General features: G+C 56.5%; 16 protein-coding genes. 4 read left to right on the top strand and 12 right to left on the bottom strand.

Annotation, left to right across the window (positions count from 1 at the left end; translation table 11 throughout):
* Positions 1 to 165 precede the first annotated feature (165 nt).
* Positions 166 to 678 carry a DUF3365 domain-containing protein gene (locus C5Y96_RS10845; RefSeq protein WP_233198907.1) on the bottom strand — a complete coding sequence of 171 codons (513 nt, stop codon included), beginning with the start codon at positions 676 to 678 and terminating at the stop codon, positions 166 to 168.
* Positions 679 to 974: 296 nt separating this feature from the next.
* On the opposite strand from C5Y96_RS10845, the gene C5Y96_RS10850 reads away from it, so the two are divergent.
* Entirely contained in the window at positions 975 to 1,220 is a 246-nt protein-coding gene (locus C5Y96_RS10850) for a hypothetical protein (protein WP_105353018.1), read from the top strand.
* 159 nt (positions 1,221 to 1,379) lie between these two features.
* On the opposite strand, the gene C5Y96_RS10855 is transcribed toward C5Y96_RS10850, so the two are convergent.
* The 11 genes from C5Y96_RS10855 to C5Y96_RS27075 form a co-directional block, all read right to left on the bottom strand.
* On the bottom strand, positions 1,380 to 1,973 hold the full coding sequence (locus tag C5Y96_RS10855) for a hypothetical protein (RefSeq protein ID WP_105353020.1): 594 nt from the start codon (positions 1,971 to 1,973) through the stop codon (positions 1,380 to 1,382).
* Between the two features lie 95 nt (positions 1,974 to 2,068).
* Positions 2,069 to 2,995: an orotidine-5'-phosphate decarboxylase gene (gene pyrF, locus C5Y96_RS10860; RefSeq protein ID WP_105353022.1), complete on the bottom strand. Its 927-nt coding sequence runs from the start codon at positions 2,993 to 2,995 to the stop codon at positions 2,069 to 2,071.
* 94 nt (positions 2,996 to 3,089) lie between these two features.
* Positions 3,090 to 3,302 carry a hypothetical protein gene (locus tag C5Y96_RS10865; protein ID WP_105353024.1) on the bottom strand — a complete coding sequence of 71 codons (213 nt, stop codon included), beginning with the start codon at positions 3,300 to 3,302 and terminating at the stop codon, positions 3,090 to 3,092.
* Positions 3,303 to 3,889: 587 nt separating this feature from the next.
* Complete coding sequence (locus tag C5Y96_RS10870) at positions 3,890 to 4,423, bottom strand: GRAM domain-containing protein (RefSeq protein ID WP_105353026.1); 534 nt, start codon at positions 4,421 to 4,423, stop codon at positions 3,890 to 3,892.
* A gap of 106 nt (positions 4,424 to 4,529) precedes the next feature.
* Positions 4,530 to 4,928 (bottom strand): hypothetical protein, encoded by a 399-nt coding sequence (locus C5Y96_RS10875; protein WP_146115614.1) that lies wholly within the window; start codon positions 4,926 to 4,928, stop codon positions 4,530 to 4,532.
* Positions 4,929 to 4,973: 45 nt separating this feature from the next.
* Positions 4,974 to 5,348 carry a hypothetical protein gene (locus C5Y96_RS10880; RefSeq protein WP_146115615.1) on the bottom strand — a complete coding sequence of 125 codons (375 nt, stop codon included), beginning with the start codon at positions 5,346 to 5,348 and terminating at the stop codon, positions 4,974 to 4,976.
* Between the two features lie 75 nt (positions 5,349 to 5,423).
* Complete coding sequence (locus tag C5Y96_RS10885; protein ID WP_146115616.1) at positions 5,424 to 5,825, bottom strand: hypothetical protein; 402 nt, start codon at positions 5,823 to 5,825, stop codon at positions 5,424 to 5,426.
* Between the two features lie 257 nt (positions 5,826 to 6,082).
* On the bottom strand, positions 6,083 to 7,582 hold the full coding sequence (locus tag C5Y96_RS10890; RefSeq protein ID WP_105353035.1) for a sodium:solute symporter family protein: 1,500 nt from the start codon (positions 7,580 to 7,582) through the stop codon (positions 6,083 to 6,085).
* Between the two features lie 608 nt (positions 7,583 to 8,190).
* A complete protein-coding gene (locus C5Y96_RS10895) occupies positions 8,191 to 8,376 on the bottom strand; it encodes a hypothetical protein (protein ID WP_146115617.1) in 186 nt (61 codons plus the stop codon).
* A gap of 238 nt (positions 8,377 to 8,614) precedes the next feature.
* Complete coding sequence (locus C5Y96_RS10900) at positions 8,615 to 10,873, bottom strand: HEAT repeat domain-containing protein (protein WP_105353039.1); 2,259 nt, start codon at positions 10,871 to 10,873, stop codon at positions 8,615 to 8,617.
* 30 nt (positions 10,874 to 10,903) lie between these two features.
* Complete coding sequence (locus C5Y96_RS27075) at positions 10,904 to 11,185, bottom strand: hypothetical protein (protein WP_146115618.1); 282 nt, start codon at positions 11,183 to 11,185, stop codon at positions 10,904 to 10,906.
* Between the two features lie 198 nt (positions 11,186 to 11,383).
* Between C5Y96_RS27075 and C5Y96_RS10905 the strand changes: the two genes are divergently transcribed.
* The 3 genes from C5Y96_RS10905 to C5Y96_RS10915 all read left to right on the top strand — a co-directional run bounded on the left by C5Y96_RS10905 (position 11,384) and on the right by C5Y96_RS10915 (position 16,299).
* Positions 11,384 to 12,301 carry a DUF1559 domain-containing protein gene (locus C5Y96_RS10905; RefSeq protein WP_105353041.1) on the top strand — a complete coding sequence of 306 codons (918 nt, stop codon included), beginning with the start codon at positions 11,384 to 11,386 and terminating at the stop codon, positions 12,299 to 12,301.
* A 62-nt stretch (positions 12,302 to 12,363) separates the two neighbouring features.
* Positions 12,364 to 12,786, top strand: coding sequence for a DUF6795 domain-containing protein (locus tag C5Y96_RS10910; protein ID WP_105353043.1), 423 nt, complete (start codon positions 12,364 to 12,366; stop codon positions 12,784 to 12,786).
* A gap of 639 nt (positions 12,787 to 13,425) precedes the next feature.
* On the top strand, positions 13,426 to 16,299 hold the full coding sequence (locus C5Y96_RS10915) for a PAS domain S-box protein (protein WP_105353045.1): 2,874 nt from the start codon (positions 13,426 to 13,428) through the stop codon (positions 16,297 to 16,299).
* Positions 16,300 to 16,338 lie beyond the last annotated feature (39 nt).

A 16,338-nucleotide genomic window follows, 5' to 3' on the forward strand; every position in this document is an offset into this window, starting at 1 on the left:
CGCCAGGTCGGCGACCTCTGCTTCGCTTTGGATACCAATGCAATCCCCGGCGAATCAGCAGCGGCACGATGCCCCTCACGGCGAACGTCATCAGCGCGGCAGAGGGAGAGCAACCTTTTTGCTCACGCCCATCCATGATATCCGTGGTTCACCTTCCTCTTCCGTTTACTTAGCCGGAAGCTCAAGTGGCATCGAGATCAGCAAACCGGCGGTGCGGTCTGCGGTGTCTTTGCGGTTACGGACGTGGCACTTCAAGCACTGCGAAGCGAGGCGAATGGGGCCAGCGAAGCGGTAGGTCTCCTTTTCGACCGCATCGAAGTAGGGCTTCCGATCGGCCAGCGCTTTGACGGCCGCTTTCTCGAATGCATCTTCCGCCTGGTGATCGACGTTGACGACATCGGTCTCGACAACCAGCCACTTCAAGCGAACGTTGTAAGTTTCCTGGAGCGCATCGAACACGTCTTCCATCGACGCCGATGGAATCACGCGCGATTCGTCCTCGATAAAGAAATCGCGATGCACGACCTGGAGCGTGCCGTGGATGGTCTCGTGCAACAGCATGGCCCGGGCCCTGGCTTCGGCCTGAGACGTAGCGGGGGACAGCTTCGGCTCTGCAGCATAGGTCCATGACGCAAGCAGCAGAAGCAGCGCAGCGATGAGAGTTTTCGACACAGGCATGAGGAACATTCCGAGGCGGGGCAGGGGAGCGGTTGGGGCGAGCCTAGACCTCATGATATGCCACGTAAGATGATCGACCTAGATAATTCTGGACTTTCTTGTCCAGAATTGATTTTCCGAGGGCCTTTTGACAACCTCAGCGTGTGTCACAACCGCCCTCGGCAGTGCGAAGTGGCCAGCATGCCCAAGCAGACTTGGGCGCGACAACGGAGCAGTCGCCAAGCGAATCGCTAGCGGCCGTTCGCGTGAATCTGCCTTGGCAATCGCGGGGTTTTCTCGTATGGAAACCCCTGCGAATGCCGATCAAACGAATAGGCTTGTTCGCTGCCTGGCCCCAACGACCACACTTCATGGTGTCGCCGATGAATCGAATCATGCTGCTTATCGTTTTGCTTCTTCTCTGTACAAGCACTGGCTGTACCGTTTCGGACGCCCTATTCGGTGTGTTCGGCGGCGGGTACAGCGGCGGTGGATCTACCTGGGAGGAAAAGAAATACGACTACGACCAACGGGTCAGTGCCTCGACAAGTTACGATCCGTAGATCACTTGGCTTTTGTGATTCAAGTGCGCATGAAGTCAGGTAGGCTGGGCGAGAACAACGGCCTCGTGTTCGTCTGGCATACGTTTCTCGGTTGTTGGCGCAAGGACATGAATACAGGCTCAAGAAGATTTGAGCTTGGCACCGGCTAATTATTATCGGCTAAGCAGGCGTGGACAGCAACGATTCGATCAAGCCGAGTATGGCGGAAACGGTTTTGTCGTCGGTATCCAATGCTGCGAGTCGGTCTCGCTGTTGCTCGAGCTGTACCCTTGAAGCCGCATCTCCATGGACATAGAAGGAGGCCAACGCTTTTTGATGCGGGCTGCGGATCAGCGGCAACATGTTTTCCAGCGATTGAACTTGATCCAAATACCCAACGGCCATCGTTTTTAAGAGCGGTGCAACCTGAGAGTTGAATACGCTGAAGAAACGCTCTTCGCTGCTTGCCTCGAAGAGCGTCTGGTCGGGGCCAACGCCTGAGGGGGCGAGATAGCAGAATGAGCCGGTTGGTATTCCCAACGAATCAGGAAACTTCTCGGAGAAGAGGGGATCGAGCCGAGGGCAAAACGGAAAGACCATTACATCGTATCGCTCGCCTGATCGCAGCAAGTCGGGAATGATGAGGTGATAAAGGTCGTCGTTGACACGGCGGTAAAACGTGCAGCCGCGCGACTGATCGCTGGTAAAGCCGAAGTCTTGCAGCATGCTGCCGAATGCTTCCTTGGCCAGCTTGTCGAACTGTTTTGCTTTCATGGGGATGCCTTCGCGACTGGCTGCGTTACCCTTCGCTGTATCGCGTCTGCGGCACGCCCAAGCAGGCTTGGGTGTGGCACACGGGACGTGGGACGTTAACCCTTCAGCTTGCCGGCGGTTGTTTCGGCTTGCAGGTCGGCGATCATTTCGAGGGTGGCGTCTTCGACCGCTCGTTGCCACTGGCTGGGTTCGTACTTCGATGCGTATGGCTCGCGGGAGTACGCGAAGATGATGCCGCGGCTGTTGTTGACGATCGCGCCCAGGCCAGCGTCGGTGAAACCGCCAGCGACGTCTTTGGCTCCGCCCCCTTGGCTGCCGTAGCCAGGGACCAGGAACCAGGTGCTCGGCATCGCTTCACGCAATTCGATCAACTGGTCGGGGTAAGTCGCACCCACGACGGCACCGACGGCACCCAGGCCGCACTCGCCGATCGTCTGTTTGGCCAGCGATTCGACGTATGCCCCGACGTGGCGATAAATGGGCAGGCCATCGACGACCAGGTCTTGCAGCATCTTGCCGCCGGGGTTGGAGGTCTTCACCAGGCAGTACAGGCCGGCATCGTTTTGCATGGCCGTTTCGACAAACGGGGTCAGGCTGTCGTCACCCAGGTAAGGGCTGATCGTCAGGCAGTCGGCCTGCCAGGGGCTGTTGGCTCCGAGCATCCCCTTGGCGTAGGCGGTTGCGGTCGAGCCGATGTCGTTTCGCTTGGCATCCAGAATGACCAGCAGCCCCTTTTCGCGAGCGTACTGAATCACCTCGGCCAGCACGATCATGCCGGCGGGGCCCAACTCTTCAAAGAAGGCGGACTGCGGTTTGACGGCCGGTACGTGCTGACAGACGGCGTCGATCACGTCGCGGCAGAAGACCAGGTAGAGGCCTGCTTTGACCTTCGGATCGTGCGTGCCGCGGTGTTCGCCCAAGAGGGTTTGCGGCAGCGATTCAAAGCGAGGGTCCAGACCCACCACCACCGGGGCTGCCGTGCGAACGATGCCATCGCGAAGACGATCCGAAAAATTGGCCATTGCCTGATCCCTTTCGTGTTCAGTGTCTATCCAGAATTAAGAGGTTAAACCGGATAGCCCAATGGCGAAAGGACCCTCGCAAAGCTTTGCCGCATCAGGCCACCGCGGTCTGGGGCGTACAGCTACAAATGATGGCCCGGACCAGCGGAGATTCCTGCGGATCGTTCACTTGGTTGTATCCCTGGGCGTAGCCTTGGGCGACCCGCTGAGAAATGCCTGAGATCAGAATTTTTGCATTTTCCTGGCCTGGTTTTCCTTCCACCACAATCACCATCCACCGATCTGGTGACGCTTGCGTGTCGATCATTACGAGTGCCTTCACTAGCGGTTTCGCATGTTGCATCAAAACGAGTGGGCTGCCTTGCCCGGCGCGGCATCCCCGCCGCGGTTCCTGAGAAAGCTGGCCTGAAAAACCAGCCCCCTGTGAACGAGCGCGTAGCCATCCCCCACCTCGCCAAAGATTCGTCGCGAAGCAAGCTACGCTTTGCCTGTTGTTAGAAAACTAGGCATCGTCCACGGTCTCGATGCATACCGGCCGACCCCCAGATCGGACTTGGAAAACTTTTCGTTTCACGCAAGGCCTAGTGTACCACATTGGTGTACATGCGTCCACACTCGCGACTATCTTGTGCCAGCATTTTTCCCCAGGCACAACGCGGACACGGTTGGTCGAAATCAGGCCTCAGAGCAGGGCGGGAGAAGAGGGAACTAACCGCGGATTATGTGGTTGGGCGCGGATGGGAATTGGTGGTCGACGTTGTTCGTGCTTCCTATCCGCGACCATCCGCGGTTCGTCTTCTTCTTTGCATTACAGAGTCTACGCATACGTGCCCATGGCAGAATAATCAGCATCTCTATGAAGGTAGCGATCCGATGAACACGCCAGCGGCCATCCTACGAAGCTGCCTGCATTTTCGCTTTCGTAATCGCACTGATCCAAAAGCTTGGGCCAGATACGACAAAGCGTTCGGGCTGTCCCTCTTTGGTATTCACCAGCACGCCGTTGGGGAAAATGCCCGCCATGCGCGTTGGGTCGATCTTGGTAATATCCGAAAGGGGAATTGCCAGTTCGTGTGGTTGAAAGTTCAATTCGTGCGACTTAAAGCGAAGCATCTTGTCGGTAAGGTACAGCCATCCCCCCACACCCTCGAAGCCAACGAAGTGATTGGCCCCTCCTTGATAGAGCAGACTCTCGTCGTCAGGTACCAACTTCATCGCGAGAAAGCGTCTTTGTTGGTACTCTCCGAAGAAGCCCATCGCGAATCCAAAAGGGAACGCGGTAATCACGAATAGGAAAGCAGCCAGAGCAAGCGCCAAGAGCACATATCCCATGACGCCGAGAAAGATGAGCCCGGGAGACATCACCAAAACCCATATTGCCCCAAACATCACTCCGCTGGGAACGCCTATTTGGATCGCTGTCTTCATGGTTTACGGATTTTGTTGGTGAAAAGAAAACGGTTGTCTGTTTCAAATCATGACATGCTGTCGTATAGGAGCGGAAATGACAATCACTGAAATGCTGTTGTGGGTATTACCTCTTACGAATCGCAGCAACCAGTAAGACCAGCCACGGCAACGCGACCAAGGCCAGGACAACGATGACTTGAATCTGCTTGAGGCGGATTATCTTTTGATGGGGAGGATCGGACATCGATGTCGAGACATCGTCGGAATCGTAACCGGATGATGGCGTGAGGCCATTCGGTCCGCGTGAGACGACTGTCACCTCGCCTTCCGCCGGGCGTCGGATCTCGAACAGCTTCCCCCAGGGATCGACGGTATCTTCCGGCAGCGTCCCGGTCTTGATCTCTTGTGCCAGACGAAACGCCTGGGCGCTGCGTGCTTCTTGCCGGCTTTGTTCGATGTTGGGTAGACCGAAGACAAGCACGAGCAGCGAGACGGCCAAGGCGAAGACAAGTTTTCCTACCAACTTGGCACCTCAATGTGCGGAAGTGAGGTCGACGTGCACCTAACGCTAGGAACGTTCATCACGAATGGAATCATCAATGTTGTCGTCGTCCATCAGTCTTGCGACGGCATTCCAGTCAATGATCGACCTCAGCATTAGCCAATGCTCGACGCTTGCATGAGATTTCCATAAAAACCACAACACCAAGGTTGAAAACATCGCGGCAAATACCGCAACGAGCGAAATCCTGACTGAAATCACGGCATCAGCCGGGACAAGAAACCAAGCCAATGCAGACAAGAGAATAAAAATGACAGCCAAGTAAACCACTCCCACCAGGTAGAAGCGAAAGACGAATGCGGGCGTGATGTCGTTGTGTCTTGACGCAATGTAGAAGCGGATCGCATCTCGTTGAATATCGGTAAGCGAGTCCTTGTCCATTCGATCGTCCTGTAAAAGAGACATGAATTCTCCGACGAAAAGTACCGATCATTGCGGGTTCGACATTACGCGTGTTCAATCCGTTTCATCTGACTTCGTAAAATACAGCGTCCAACCTCTTATGACGAGACAAACGCCAAACGCCATGAGTGCATAAAACAAATACAATGACACCGGCAACCAAACGTCTCCATCTTCGATGGAACCACCTGGACGAAGCATGAGTGCAATGCCAACGGCTGCGGGAGCAACAGCAATCATCGTCCCCGCAACAACCAGCAGCCAGCCACGCCAACCTAGTCGCGCCAAACCGACACTACTAACCGCGAGCAGCGCACAGTAACCCAATGCAAACGGCCAAGCATCGCGAATGGTCTGGTCGAATGGCATGAACGCACCGACAAACGCGGACAAGCTGAGGAAAGTAATGAAGGTCGCTCTCACCGGGCGTTTGGGATATATGGCTCGCTGCTGCATGACGAGGTCAATCGGCCGAACTTGTTTCGCGAAAGAATTTGCTTTCCTGGGGATGTGCACCCAATTCTATGGGCGTTTTCCGTTATCCGCAAAACTTTATCAACTGAAAGAGGTAGGCAGAAAAGTTTTGACCGCGGATTACGCAGATAGGCGCGGATAGGGAATTGGTGGTTGAAGTTGTTCGTTCTTCATACCCGTGCCTCTTCTCTCTTATCCGTGTTCATCCGCGAGATCCGTGGTTAGATCCCTCTTCTCTTCTATCCGCGTTCATCCGCGAGATCCGTGGCTGGCAGCTCTTCTTCTGCCTCGGCGGGGGCGGGGCCGAATTGGGTTTGCCAGGGCCATTGGATGCAGAAGTAGGCGATCGCGGCGGCGGCTGTGGCGGTTAGCGAGATGGGTAGCTCCATCGCCTGCATGAAGCCGCCCACCGGCAGGAATGTTTCCCACCCCAGGGCAAAGTGCACCGCCCAGATGCAGGTGCCGACGAGCATGCTGACGATCGCGGCCGTGGGACTGCAGGGCCTGGTGTACAAGCCGACGATCAGCGGGACGAACAGCCCGACCATCGTTAACAGGTACGCTTCTTCCAATAGCGCGTAGGCGCTTTCGCCGGCGTACGAAAGCACCAGGCTGCAGATAGCGACCATCAGAATCGCGATGCGGTTGCTTCGTAGCGTGTCGGACCAGCCGAAGCGGGGAAAGATGTTTTGCGCCATCACGCTGGCAGGCGACAGGATGGCGCTATCGATCGTCGACAGAATCGCCGACAACAGCGCGACCAGAAAGATCACCGCCACCACGGGATGCAAAAACGCATGGGCCAGGGCGGGGAGGATTTTCGTTTCCATGTCTTCGGGGAACAAAATATTGCCGGCCAAGGCCAGCAGCAGCGGGATCGCGCCGAAGAGCAGATACAGCACGCCAGCGACCAGGCAGGCCCACTTCGCCGTGCGCTCGGAGTTGGCAGCGAAGACGCGCTGCATCAGGTCTTGGCCTGGGAGGTTTCCCAGGGCACCAATCGCGAACACGCCGATCCAGCCGACCAGGCTGGGGAAACTATCGGTGGGAATGATCGTCCACATTCCGGGATCGGTCTCTTCGCGAACCCGCGTGATGCCGACCAGCATGTTGCCGCTGCCTAGTTCGAATAGCACGACGCCGCCGAGCACCAGCAGTCCGAGCAGCACCAGCGAGATCTGCACGGCATCGGTCAGCGTTACCGACCACATGCCGCCCATCAGCGTGTAGCCAGTGCCGACGATCGCTACGATCAAAATGCCCCAGAACAGCGGGATGCCAAAGAAGAGTTGCAGCACTTCGGCCAAGGCGGTGAACTGCGCGGCGATCCAGCCGAAGTAGCTGGGGACCAGGATCAACGACGAGATCAGTTCCGCCGACGAACCGAACTTGCGGCGAAAGAAGTCAGGCACGGTGAGCAGTTGCATGCGCCACATCGGACCGGCCACGAACAGCCCGGCGATCAGCAGGCAAAATCCGGCACCGAAGGGATCGAGCGCGCCGCGTGTGAGCCCTTCGCTGCGGACTTCATCGGCGGCAGTCAGCATGGTGCCGGCACCGAACCAGGTGGCCAGCAGCGTCATCCAGGCAAACGAGAGGGGCAGCTTTCGGCCAGCTACCAGAAAGTCTTCGGCGTTGTGCACCTTCCGCTGGGCAATGACGCCGATCACATACATGACAATGAGATAAAGAACCATCGTAACGGCCAGAAGCCACTTCAGCGACGACTCGATTTCCATCTACGCAATGCCCTTGGGGTAAAGATGACCGCCCTCCCTGCATCCGTCAGGCCCGGCGAACGGCATTCAATGTATCGCAGTTGCGGCGGGGGAAAATATGCCTGGGATCAGATTGCGGGAAGAATTGCCGTAGAGGGAAGAGGGGGAGGAGAAGAGGTACAACCGCGGATTACGCGGATGGGCGCGGATATTAGACGTCGACTTGGTCGACTCGAAAAATCCTATCGGCGTAGGACATCCGTATGCGAACACTCTCTAAGCCCTGAAAGGGCAGGCAGAAAACAACATCTAAAGATTCTGTCGCCCCGTTGGATTTCGGATTCCGAGGCGATAGCCATCGATCTCAACATTTCAAGATGGCTATCCGACGAAGACGTCGGTAGCCATCCTACGATTAAAACATTTACCCAGCGCGTTGTAGGATGGCTACGCCTTCCCTGGCGATAGCCATCTTTCAGCGTCCCAAGAGGGCAATCCAACGAAGACGTCGGTAGCCATCCTACGACTTATCCGCGCTCCTCTGCGTAATCCGTGGTTATTCTTCTTCGATTTCGTCGCAACGTTGCTAAAGCCATGCCCACGCGGATGTGGGCCTGGCACCTGCTTGCTTATTTCATCATCTGTATGACAACAAACGCAACAGTAAACAGGCCGAAGGCGGACAGCCCCATGCACACTTTCTGCGGCAGCAAAAACTGCTTGCCTTGGCTGTGTTGGAAAGCGCCAAAGCTGCCAATACCACCGGCGATAAACGCGATGGTGAGCAGGAATAACGAGAGGATCATCGTTGCCATGGAAATTACGACCTGAGAGAGTAGGTTCCGAAAGTTGGATAGGATGTCGGCACCATCGTAGTTGTCGCGTGGAAGCAATTCAACAACGCTGTCTATCAAGCAAAAAGACTGAGCAAGTCGTGCTGACTTTCTACCAGCGCAGGTCGCCTCTTTCGTTCGAACCTGGTGCGGCCCCCTAACCCTCTCCCACCGCAAACGGTGGAGAGGGGACCAGAGACGTTTGCTGACGCCTGCGATTCTACTTCAGCTCGACCGGTAGCGACTGTTGTTCCAGGTCGGCTTCGCCGCCGGGGAACAGCCGGAGGTAGGTTGCGCGGTGGGCCACGTAGCTTTCGGCGAACATCTTCCGGTCCGAGAGGTATTCGCTTTCCTGGAAGTCGCGGCGAGTTTGGGTGAGGCAATCGATCAGCAGGTCGGCGGCGGCTTTTGTTTCGCCGCGTTGGAACCAGATCTCGGCCAGCATGCTCATCGTTTCGCTGCGGTAGAAGGCCTCCATCCCGTCGCGAATGTCGAGGAAGAAAGGTTCGGCCAGATCGTATTCGCCGGCCAGGTAGGCAGCGCGGCCCAGGCGGCCGTAGCCGAGGTTGTGTTGCCAAAAGGGTTCGAAGAACTCGACCGCCGCCGTGATCTCGGCGTCGCGGTGCTGGGCCTTTAACGCGTCGACGTAGGCGTCGAACGCGCCACCCAATATGCCGAACGAATCGAACGCTTCTTCCTGAACGTCTGCGCAGGCATCGCGGGCCGCGGACAGCAGTCGCTGGTACGTGCCGATAACGACTTCGTTGCGGTCGGCCTCGCGCGCATCGACCAGCGAATCGACGTAACGGTCGAAGTGGCTGGCCAGCATGCTGTGGTTGCCCAGCAGCTTCTTTTGATTGCGGCTGCTGGCGTTGGTCGCGTCGTCGAGCATCTTTTCGTACGCAGCGAGATACTCCTCAGGCGTGCGGCGGGGTGCCGTTTCGACCAGGTAGCTCTTGCGATCAGGTTCGTCTTCAAAACCCAACAGTTGCCGGCCAACGTGGATCTTCAGCACCACGCTGTCGATCGTCTCGCTGGGCTGCTCGGACTGCGGGTACCAGGTACTGCGGGGACCATCGAGCACGACCCAGCCGTCCTCGCCGTTGAGCGTGGCCGATGCCAGCGCGACGAAGCGTGCGTGGACGTTGAGCTTCGGCGAGGTCTCGGCCACCTGGGTAATGTTGGCGTTCTCGAGCGCGTCGCCGGTCCACTGACTGAGCATGCCGGCGTACTCGTTGGGATCGGTTACTTCCGTTTCGTCGATCAGCTCGGCGTTTTCCATTTCCCAGTAGCAGTGGATTGCGTAGACATCCTCTGGCGGACGCTGATTCATCTTGTAGGTGAAGAAGCACCACGTAACACTACCCACCAGACCGCAATCGACGTCGTCTTCTTCCAGGCCGGAATCGTCGCGCATCAAGTAGCGAATCAACCACATCGAGCGGACTTCACGCTCGGGAGGCCAGGCCAATTGACGGTGGTCGACTACTTCGAGCTGGTCAGGGGCCTGACCGAGTTCGTTGGGATGCGACAACCAGCCTGAGAATTCTGCTTTGGCCTGAAACGATTCCTCTTGGGCCTGGCTGGGAATCAGATCGGTACGCTCCAGCTCTTCCAGGTAGCGCTGGGCAGCGTCGCTATGGTTTACGTCCAGGCAAAACTGGACCAGCATGTTCAGGCCGTCTTCGCGACCAAGCTCGCCCGCTGCCCAGGCCGCTTCCAGTTGCACGGAAGGATCGGGGTGCTGCATGGCCAGTTCCAGCAGTTCATCTCGCGGCGGATTGCTAATGAAGGGGAGGGCCCCGGTGGCACTGTGGGCGTAGCTGTATTTTTCTGGGTCGGGATCTTCCAGCCACCCGCGGAGCATCTGTGTGCCGGCCGGCGAGTCGAACGGATGCTGATCGAACGCGCCGTTGATCGCGGCGCTGGTGGCGCAGTCTAACAGGCCGATCGCCATAAAGCCGGTCGGCAATGGATCGCTGAGGGACTGGATGACGAACTCGCGCTGCGGGTGATCTTCCGAAAAGGTCGAGAGGATCACGTGCCACATGTACGCTTCCGGCTTGAGCGGAATTTGCGCTGCCTCGACGACCTTCTGAGCCCCTTCGAACGAGCCGTACATCGCCAGGATCTTCAGCACGTACAACAGGTCGTCGACTTCCTCTTCGCTGGCATCGTCGACCATCGCATCGAAAATCCGGATCAGCTCAGGCAGGCCTTCCTCGTACAACTCTTCGAACGCAGGACACTGACGCCCTTCGACATCTTGAAACAGCCCGGTCAGTTCGTGCAGCGGCGACGAGAAGTGCCGCGCGTTGTAGACCCGGTCGCCTGGCAGCGTGGTCAGCGCCTCGCAGATGGCTTCGGCGTCGTTCTTCGAGGTGATCACGTAGTCATCCAGTCCGCGCAGTTCTTCCACCAAATCTCCGCCTGGCTTGAGACCTCGCTTGAGGGCGCGACGCAAAGGACTACTGAACACGGGGGCTTGCTCCTGAGTGACTTATTCTGCCTATCTTCGCAGGAGGGCATCGGTGGGGCTGTTAATCGATGCCAATCCTGATTGGCGGCATTTTGCCAAAATCAAGGGAAGTCCGCTATTGCGGGTAGCGGGAATCATTGCGACGTTTTCCATGCCGCTAGACCATTGAGCTGCCAACCAGTCGAATTCATCGACGCCCCACGCGGCCTGCCGGAAGTTTGCCGACAAATACAGGATCTCAGGAAAAGGGTCCGCGAGCCATGAATCGGGCTCGATGCTTACGGTGGCTCGCAGCCAACGGCGTAATCTCATCCCCAGGGAATACTGGTAATAGATATGGATGAGGCAGAAATTGGCTCAATCGCCTGCGAATCGGCTCACGCACAGGTACGTTTCGCGCGCGAATTTATGTTGCAAATCGGGTGATATCCCGATATTATCACAGCGAGGGGGTGTAATTCATTTCCCAACCTTATCTCTTTTTTTCTTTTCTATGTCCGAGGATTTCCCATGCGAAAATGTGGCTTTACGCTGGTCGAACTGCTCGTTGTGATTGCAATTATTGGGGTGCTGATTGCCTTGCTTTTGCCGGCTGTACAGCAGGCCCGCGAGGCGGCTCGGCGGATGCAATGCACCAACAACATGAAACAAATCGCGCTCGGCATGCACAACTATCACGACACCGTCGGGTCGTTTCCGAGCGGGGCTTTGGCTTTGAATAGCCACCAGAGTAACGCCGAGAACGACGGCGTCTGGTATCGCGGCATGCACGGCTGGCCGGCGCTAATGCTGGACTTCGTGGAAGCGGCAAACCTGGCCGAACGCATCGACACCAGCAAGTTGGCATGGACGAGCGAGCGAGGGGATAACTACTTCGACGAGTATGGCTCGCACGGCGATACGGCGAATCAGTACGCCGCCCAGAACATGCCTGAGATGTTCGTCTGCCCAAGTGCCGCCCGCCGCGGCCCCGAGACCGACTTCAAAGACTACGCGATGAACGCCGGCAATTCGGGCAGTAGCTGCTGTCCGGAACGGGCACTGAAATTCAACGGTATTGGCTACAAGAACAGCAGCGTCAACTTCAAGGACATCACCGACGGCACGACCAATACATTCTTGCTGCTGGAACAGAAGCACGACAGCGACGAGCAGGAACTCAAAACCCAAGGGGCGGCCTCGAATCCGTTTTTCTGGGTGAACCACAACTCGGAAGGGCTCGCTCTATCCAATCAAGGAGGAACCAGTTTTCCTCCGAATGTTGTTCTGGCTAACCTCGGATGCCGCACCTCGCGAAGCGATCACCCAGGCGGAGTCCTGGCGGCCATGTGTGACGGCAGCGTGAAGTTCATCCCCGAAACGATTGCTCGTGATCCATGGCGTTGGCTGCACACTCGCAACGGTGATGAAGTGGTGTCGCTTCCTTAAAGCGATTGTCGAATCACTTGCGAATTCATGACCAACCTTGGCCCATGGCAATGAGACTCACCATGTCTAACTACGCGCGCTCGATGACGTTTCTCTGGTTGCTCGTACCTTTGTCGTTGGCCTTCACTGGCTGCGGCGGCAACGATTCCGGACTGTATCAAGTCAAAGGTCGGCTCACGCACCAAGGCGAGCCGATCGCCGGGATGATGATCTTTTTCGTCCCGGAGAACACCGGAGAACACCCTGAGAGCTACGCCACGACCGACGACGAGGGGCACTTCGAGATGAAGGTGGTCAGCACGCCAGGCGTCGCCCCCGGCAAGCACACCGTCTACGTGCAAGACCCGGCCGCCGTCCAAGGGGGCAAGACCAGCACGGCCAAATCGTACCTGGCCGTGCTGAAGAAATATGGCAGCGAAAAGAAATCGACCTTCACGATCACGGTTGAGGAAGACATGCCTGATTTGGAGTTGAAGCTGGACTGATCTTACTCGTCGGACCGCCATACCTAAGTGACGTCGCCCGGTCCGTGCTTTCGTTTGCCCAAGCTATCACTAGGAATCACCACTCTACCGGCCGGGAAGTGCCCGCGTTTCCCGGGACGTTTCAAGCTTTGTCGATTAACAACCCGGCAACGGCACATGACACCAGTGCTATCAACGCCGGAAAGGTTCGGGGTAAGCAACTCCGATTGCAGAGGGGGGGAATCGAACGGGCTCCTCGCTCAATCACCGCTGGCAGTCCGGATTCCACGTGATATATCCATGTTTTCATGGAGTAACTTTCGAGCCCATGTCGAAAACACTTATGAACCTGCTCAGACAAACACAGGATCCAAAGTTCCAACGGTTTTACCGATGATCCACACCAGGCGTCGTCATCCGTTCGGCTAAAGATGATCTTGAGACGGGGCATACGTCTTCCAGGTTAAACTGCGTATCGCAGTGCACTTTTGCTTCTCTTGCTATTGTCACGCCGCGCGTGACTACGCCTGGTGTGGATCTCACGGTTGGCGTGTACCCAAATCGATAGATTCGGTATCGGCTTTTGGGTTTGAAAGTTTGGGCGGTTGTCGAACGGAGAGGTCACGAACTGCCAATCGGTCTTCGCTGTGGATTGCCCGCATGTTACATCACGCCCACCCGCAAATTGAAGGTCTCCCCCACTTCCACCGGTACTTAGATGCTCTTCCCAACCCGGCTCTCCTGTTGGATGCGAGCGGTGTGATTCTCGGTACCAATGAACAGTTCGATGAACTTGTCGGGTTGTCCTCGGATGAATTGATTAGCAAGTCCTTCTTTGAGATCCACCAGGGCTGCTGGGATACAACACCACTACGCCGACTCATTGGCGATCGCGATACGAATTTTGTATTCGTGAGCCGAGCACAACTCGAAGTGGAACTTCCCAATATCGGACGACGGATCCTCGACTTTTCTCATAGCTTGATGACGAAGTCGGATGATGCCCTGGTTCGGCTCGTTACGATTCGAGATGTCACGGCGTTTCACAAACTGGAAGCTTCCCTGAAACGCAGCGAAGGTCGTACTCAAGCGCTTCTCGCGGCGGCTGTTGACTCCATCGTGATCATCAACACCAACGGCGTGATCAAGGCCTTCAACCCTGCCGCCGAACGTTTGTTTGGCTTCTCGGCCGAGGAAGTCCTGGGGCTCAACGTTCGTATCCTGATGCCCAAGCCGTACCAGACGGAGCACGACGGTTATCTTGCGCGTTACCTGGAGACGGGCGAACGTCGCGTGATCGGCATTGGCCGCGAGGTGCTCGGTAAACGAAAGGACGGCGCGACATTCCCCATGGAGTTGTCGATCTCGGAAGTGATTGATGGCGAAGATCGTCTGTTCGTCGGGACGGTGCGTGATGTTACAAAGGTCAAAAGAGCCCAGAACGCGCTGCGAGATAGCGAGGCCCGGGGGCGTGCTATTCTGAATGCGGCCGTGGATGCCATCATCACGATTGACGAGAACGGCCTGATCAAATCGTTCAATCAAGCCGCACTGAAGGTTTTCGGCTACTCTCATCATGAGATGGTTGGGGAAAACGTGAAGATGCTCATGCCTGCACCATTCCGGGACGAGCATGACAATTACTTGCAGAACTACAAAGCCAGTGGAATTCGACGCGTAATCGGCTTGGGGCGCGAAGCGGTGGGACGTCGCAAGGATGGCTCGACCTTCCCGATGGAACTTTCCGTCAGTGAAGTCAAAATGGGAGACTACCGCTACTTTACGGGTATCGTGCGTGATATCACGGATCGCAAGCGGTATGAACAACGCTTGAAGACGGTCGCCGAAGAGGCGAGTGAATCGGAACTTCGCGTCAAGGCCCAGGCTAAAGAGCTCACGCAGCAAGCCAAACGTCTCAAGGAAGCCCAAGTAGACGCCGAGCAAGCGAATCGCGCCAAAAGTGACTTCCTGGCGAATATGAGCCATGAGATCCGGACGCCCCTTACGGCGATTCTCGGCTATGCCAGCGAGCTTGCGTCGACACTGAAGGATGGTCCCGAAGCGCAAGCGGTCGAGATCATCAAACGCAACGGCGAGCATTTGCTGGAAATCATGAACGACATTCTCGACATTTCCAAGATCGAGTCGGGAAATGTCGAGCTAGAGCGTGTACCAACATGCCCCGGCAGAATCGTCGCGGAAGTGATTACCTTGCTTCAAGTGCGCGCCAAACAAAAGGGAATTCAGCTCTACTTAACTTACGCCGGCAAGATTCCTCGGTACATCGAAGGATCGCCCGTCCACCTGAGACAGGTACTGTTGAATCTCATTGGTAACGCGGTCAAGTTCACCCAAGAGGGGCAGGTCGAAGTTCGCCTCCAATTCGTTCCCCATGGAGTCAACGAGCATCATTTGCGGTTCGAAGTGCTCGACTCGGGAATCGGTATTCCCCCGGAACATATTGGCCGTTTGTTCAAACCCTTTTCACAGGCCGATTCATCCGTGGGACGCTGCTTCGGAGGAACCGGTCTGGGATTGGCGATCTCGAAGCGACTCGTGGAATTAATGGGAGGAGAGATCTTCGTAAGCAGCACTCCCGACGTTGGATCGACCTTTACTTTCAGCATTCCGCCTGGAAAGTGGAGCCAACACGAGATGCTGACTGATCCGAAAGAAATTGAATCGGAAAGCATTCCCGCGCAACCTGCCACGCTGGATGCGATCGACCTGACAGGTGGAAGAATCTTGCTCGCCGAAGACGGCAAGGACAACCAACGACTTCTCTCGCATTACCTGCGAAAGGCCGGTGCGGAAGTCGAAATAGCGGACAATGGCCGCATCGCACTCGAGGCAATCGCCCGATCATCCGCACAAGGCAAGTCGTTCGATCTGATCGTGACCGATATCCAAATGCCGGAAATGGATGGATACACACTGGCCAGAACATTACGTGCCCGCGGCAGCAAACTGCCGATCGTAGCGTTGACGGCACACGCCATGGAAGAAGCACGCGTGAAGTGCCTGGAAGCAGGCTGCAGCGAGTATACCAGCAAGCCGATTGAGAAGATGGCCTTCCTCTCGATTTGCCGTCGCTGGCTCGATCAAAATGGCCAGCAATCGATCGAGCCAATGACTTCCGAATCTGCGCCGATCGCCCCGGTTGAACAAACCCAACCACCGCGCGATGCGATTTGGAGCGAACTGGCCGACAACCATGAATTTGCCCCGGTGATCGACAGCTTCCTGCAAGGCCTGGCCAAGAAGATCAATCAAATTGAAGAGTATATGTCTCAAGCGCGGTTCGATGAATTGACCATGCTTGCCCACCAACTTAAAGGCTCTGGTGGCGGCTATGGCTTTCAAGAGATTACCGACGCCGCAGTACGCGTCGAACAACTGGCCTGTCATCCCGAAGACCCAGATTCGCTACTCGATGCCGTAGAACATCTGCAAGAGATTTGCCAACAGGCGATCAACGGCAGAAAACGATCTCCTCTCGATCCACCTGCTTCCAACATCCCAGGCATAATCTAATACTTCCCGCCCCCATCTCAACAGCTTCTGCCGCAGTGA

It is taken from the genome of Blastopirellula marina, assembly GCF_002967715.1.
GTDB classification, from domain to species: Bacteria; Planctomycetota; Planctomycetia; order Pirellulales; family Pirellulaceae; genus Bremerella; species Bremerella marina_B.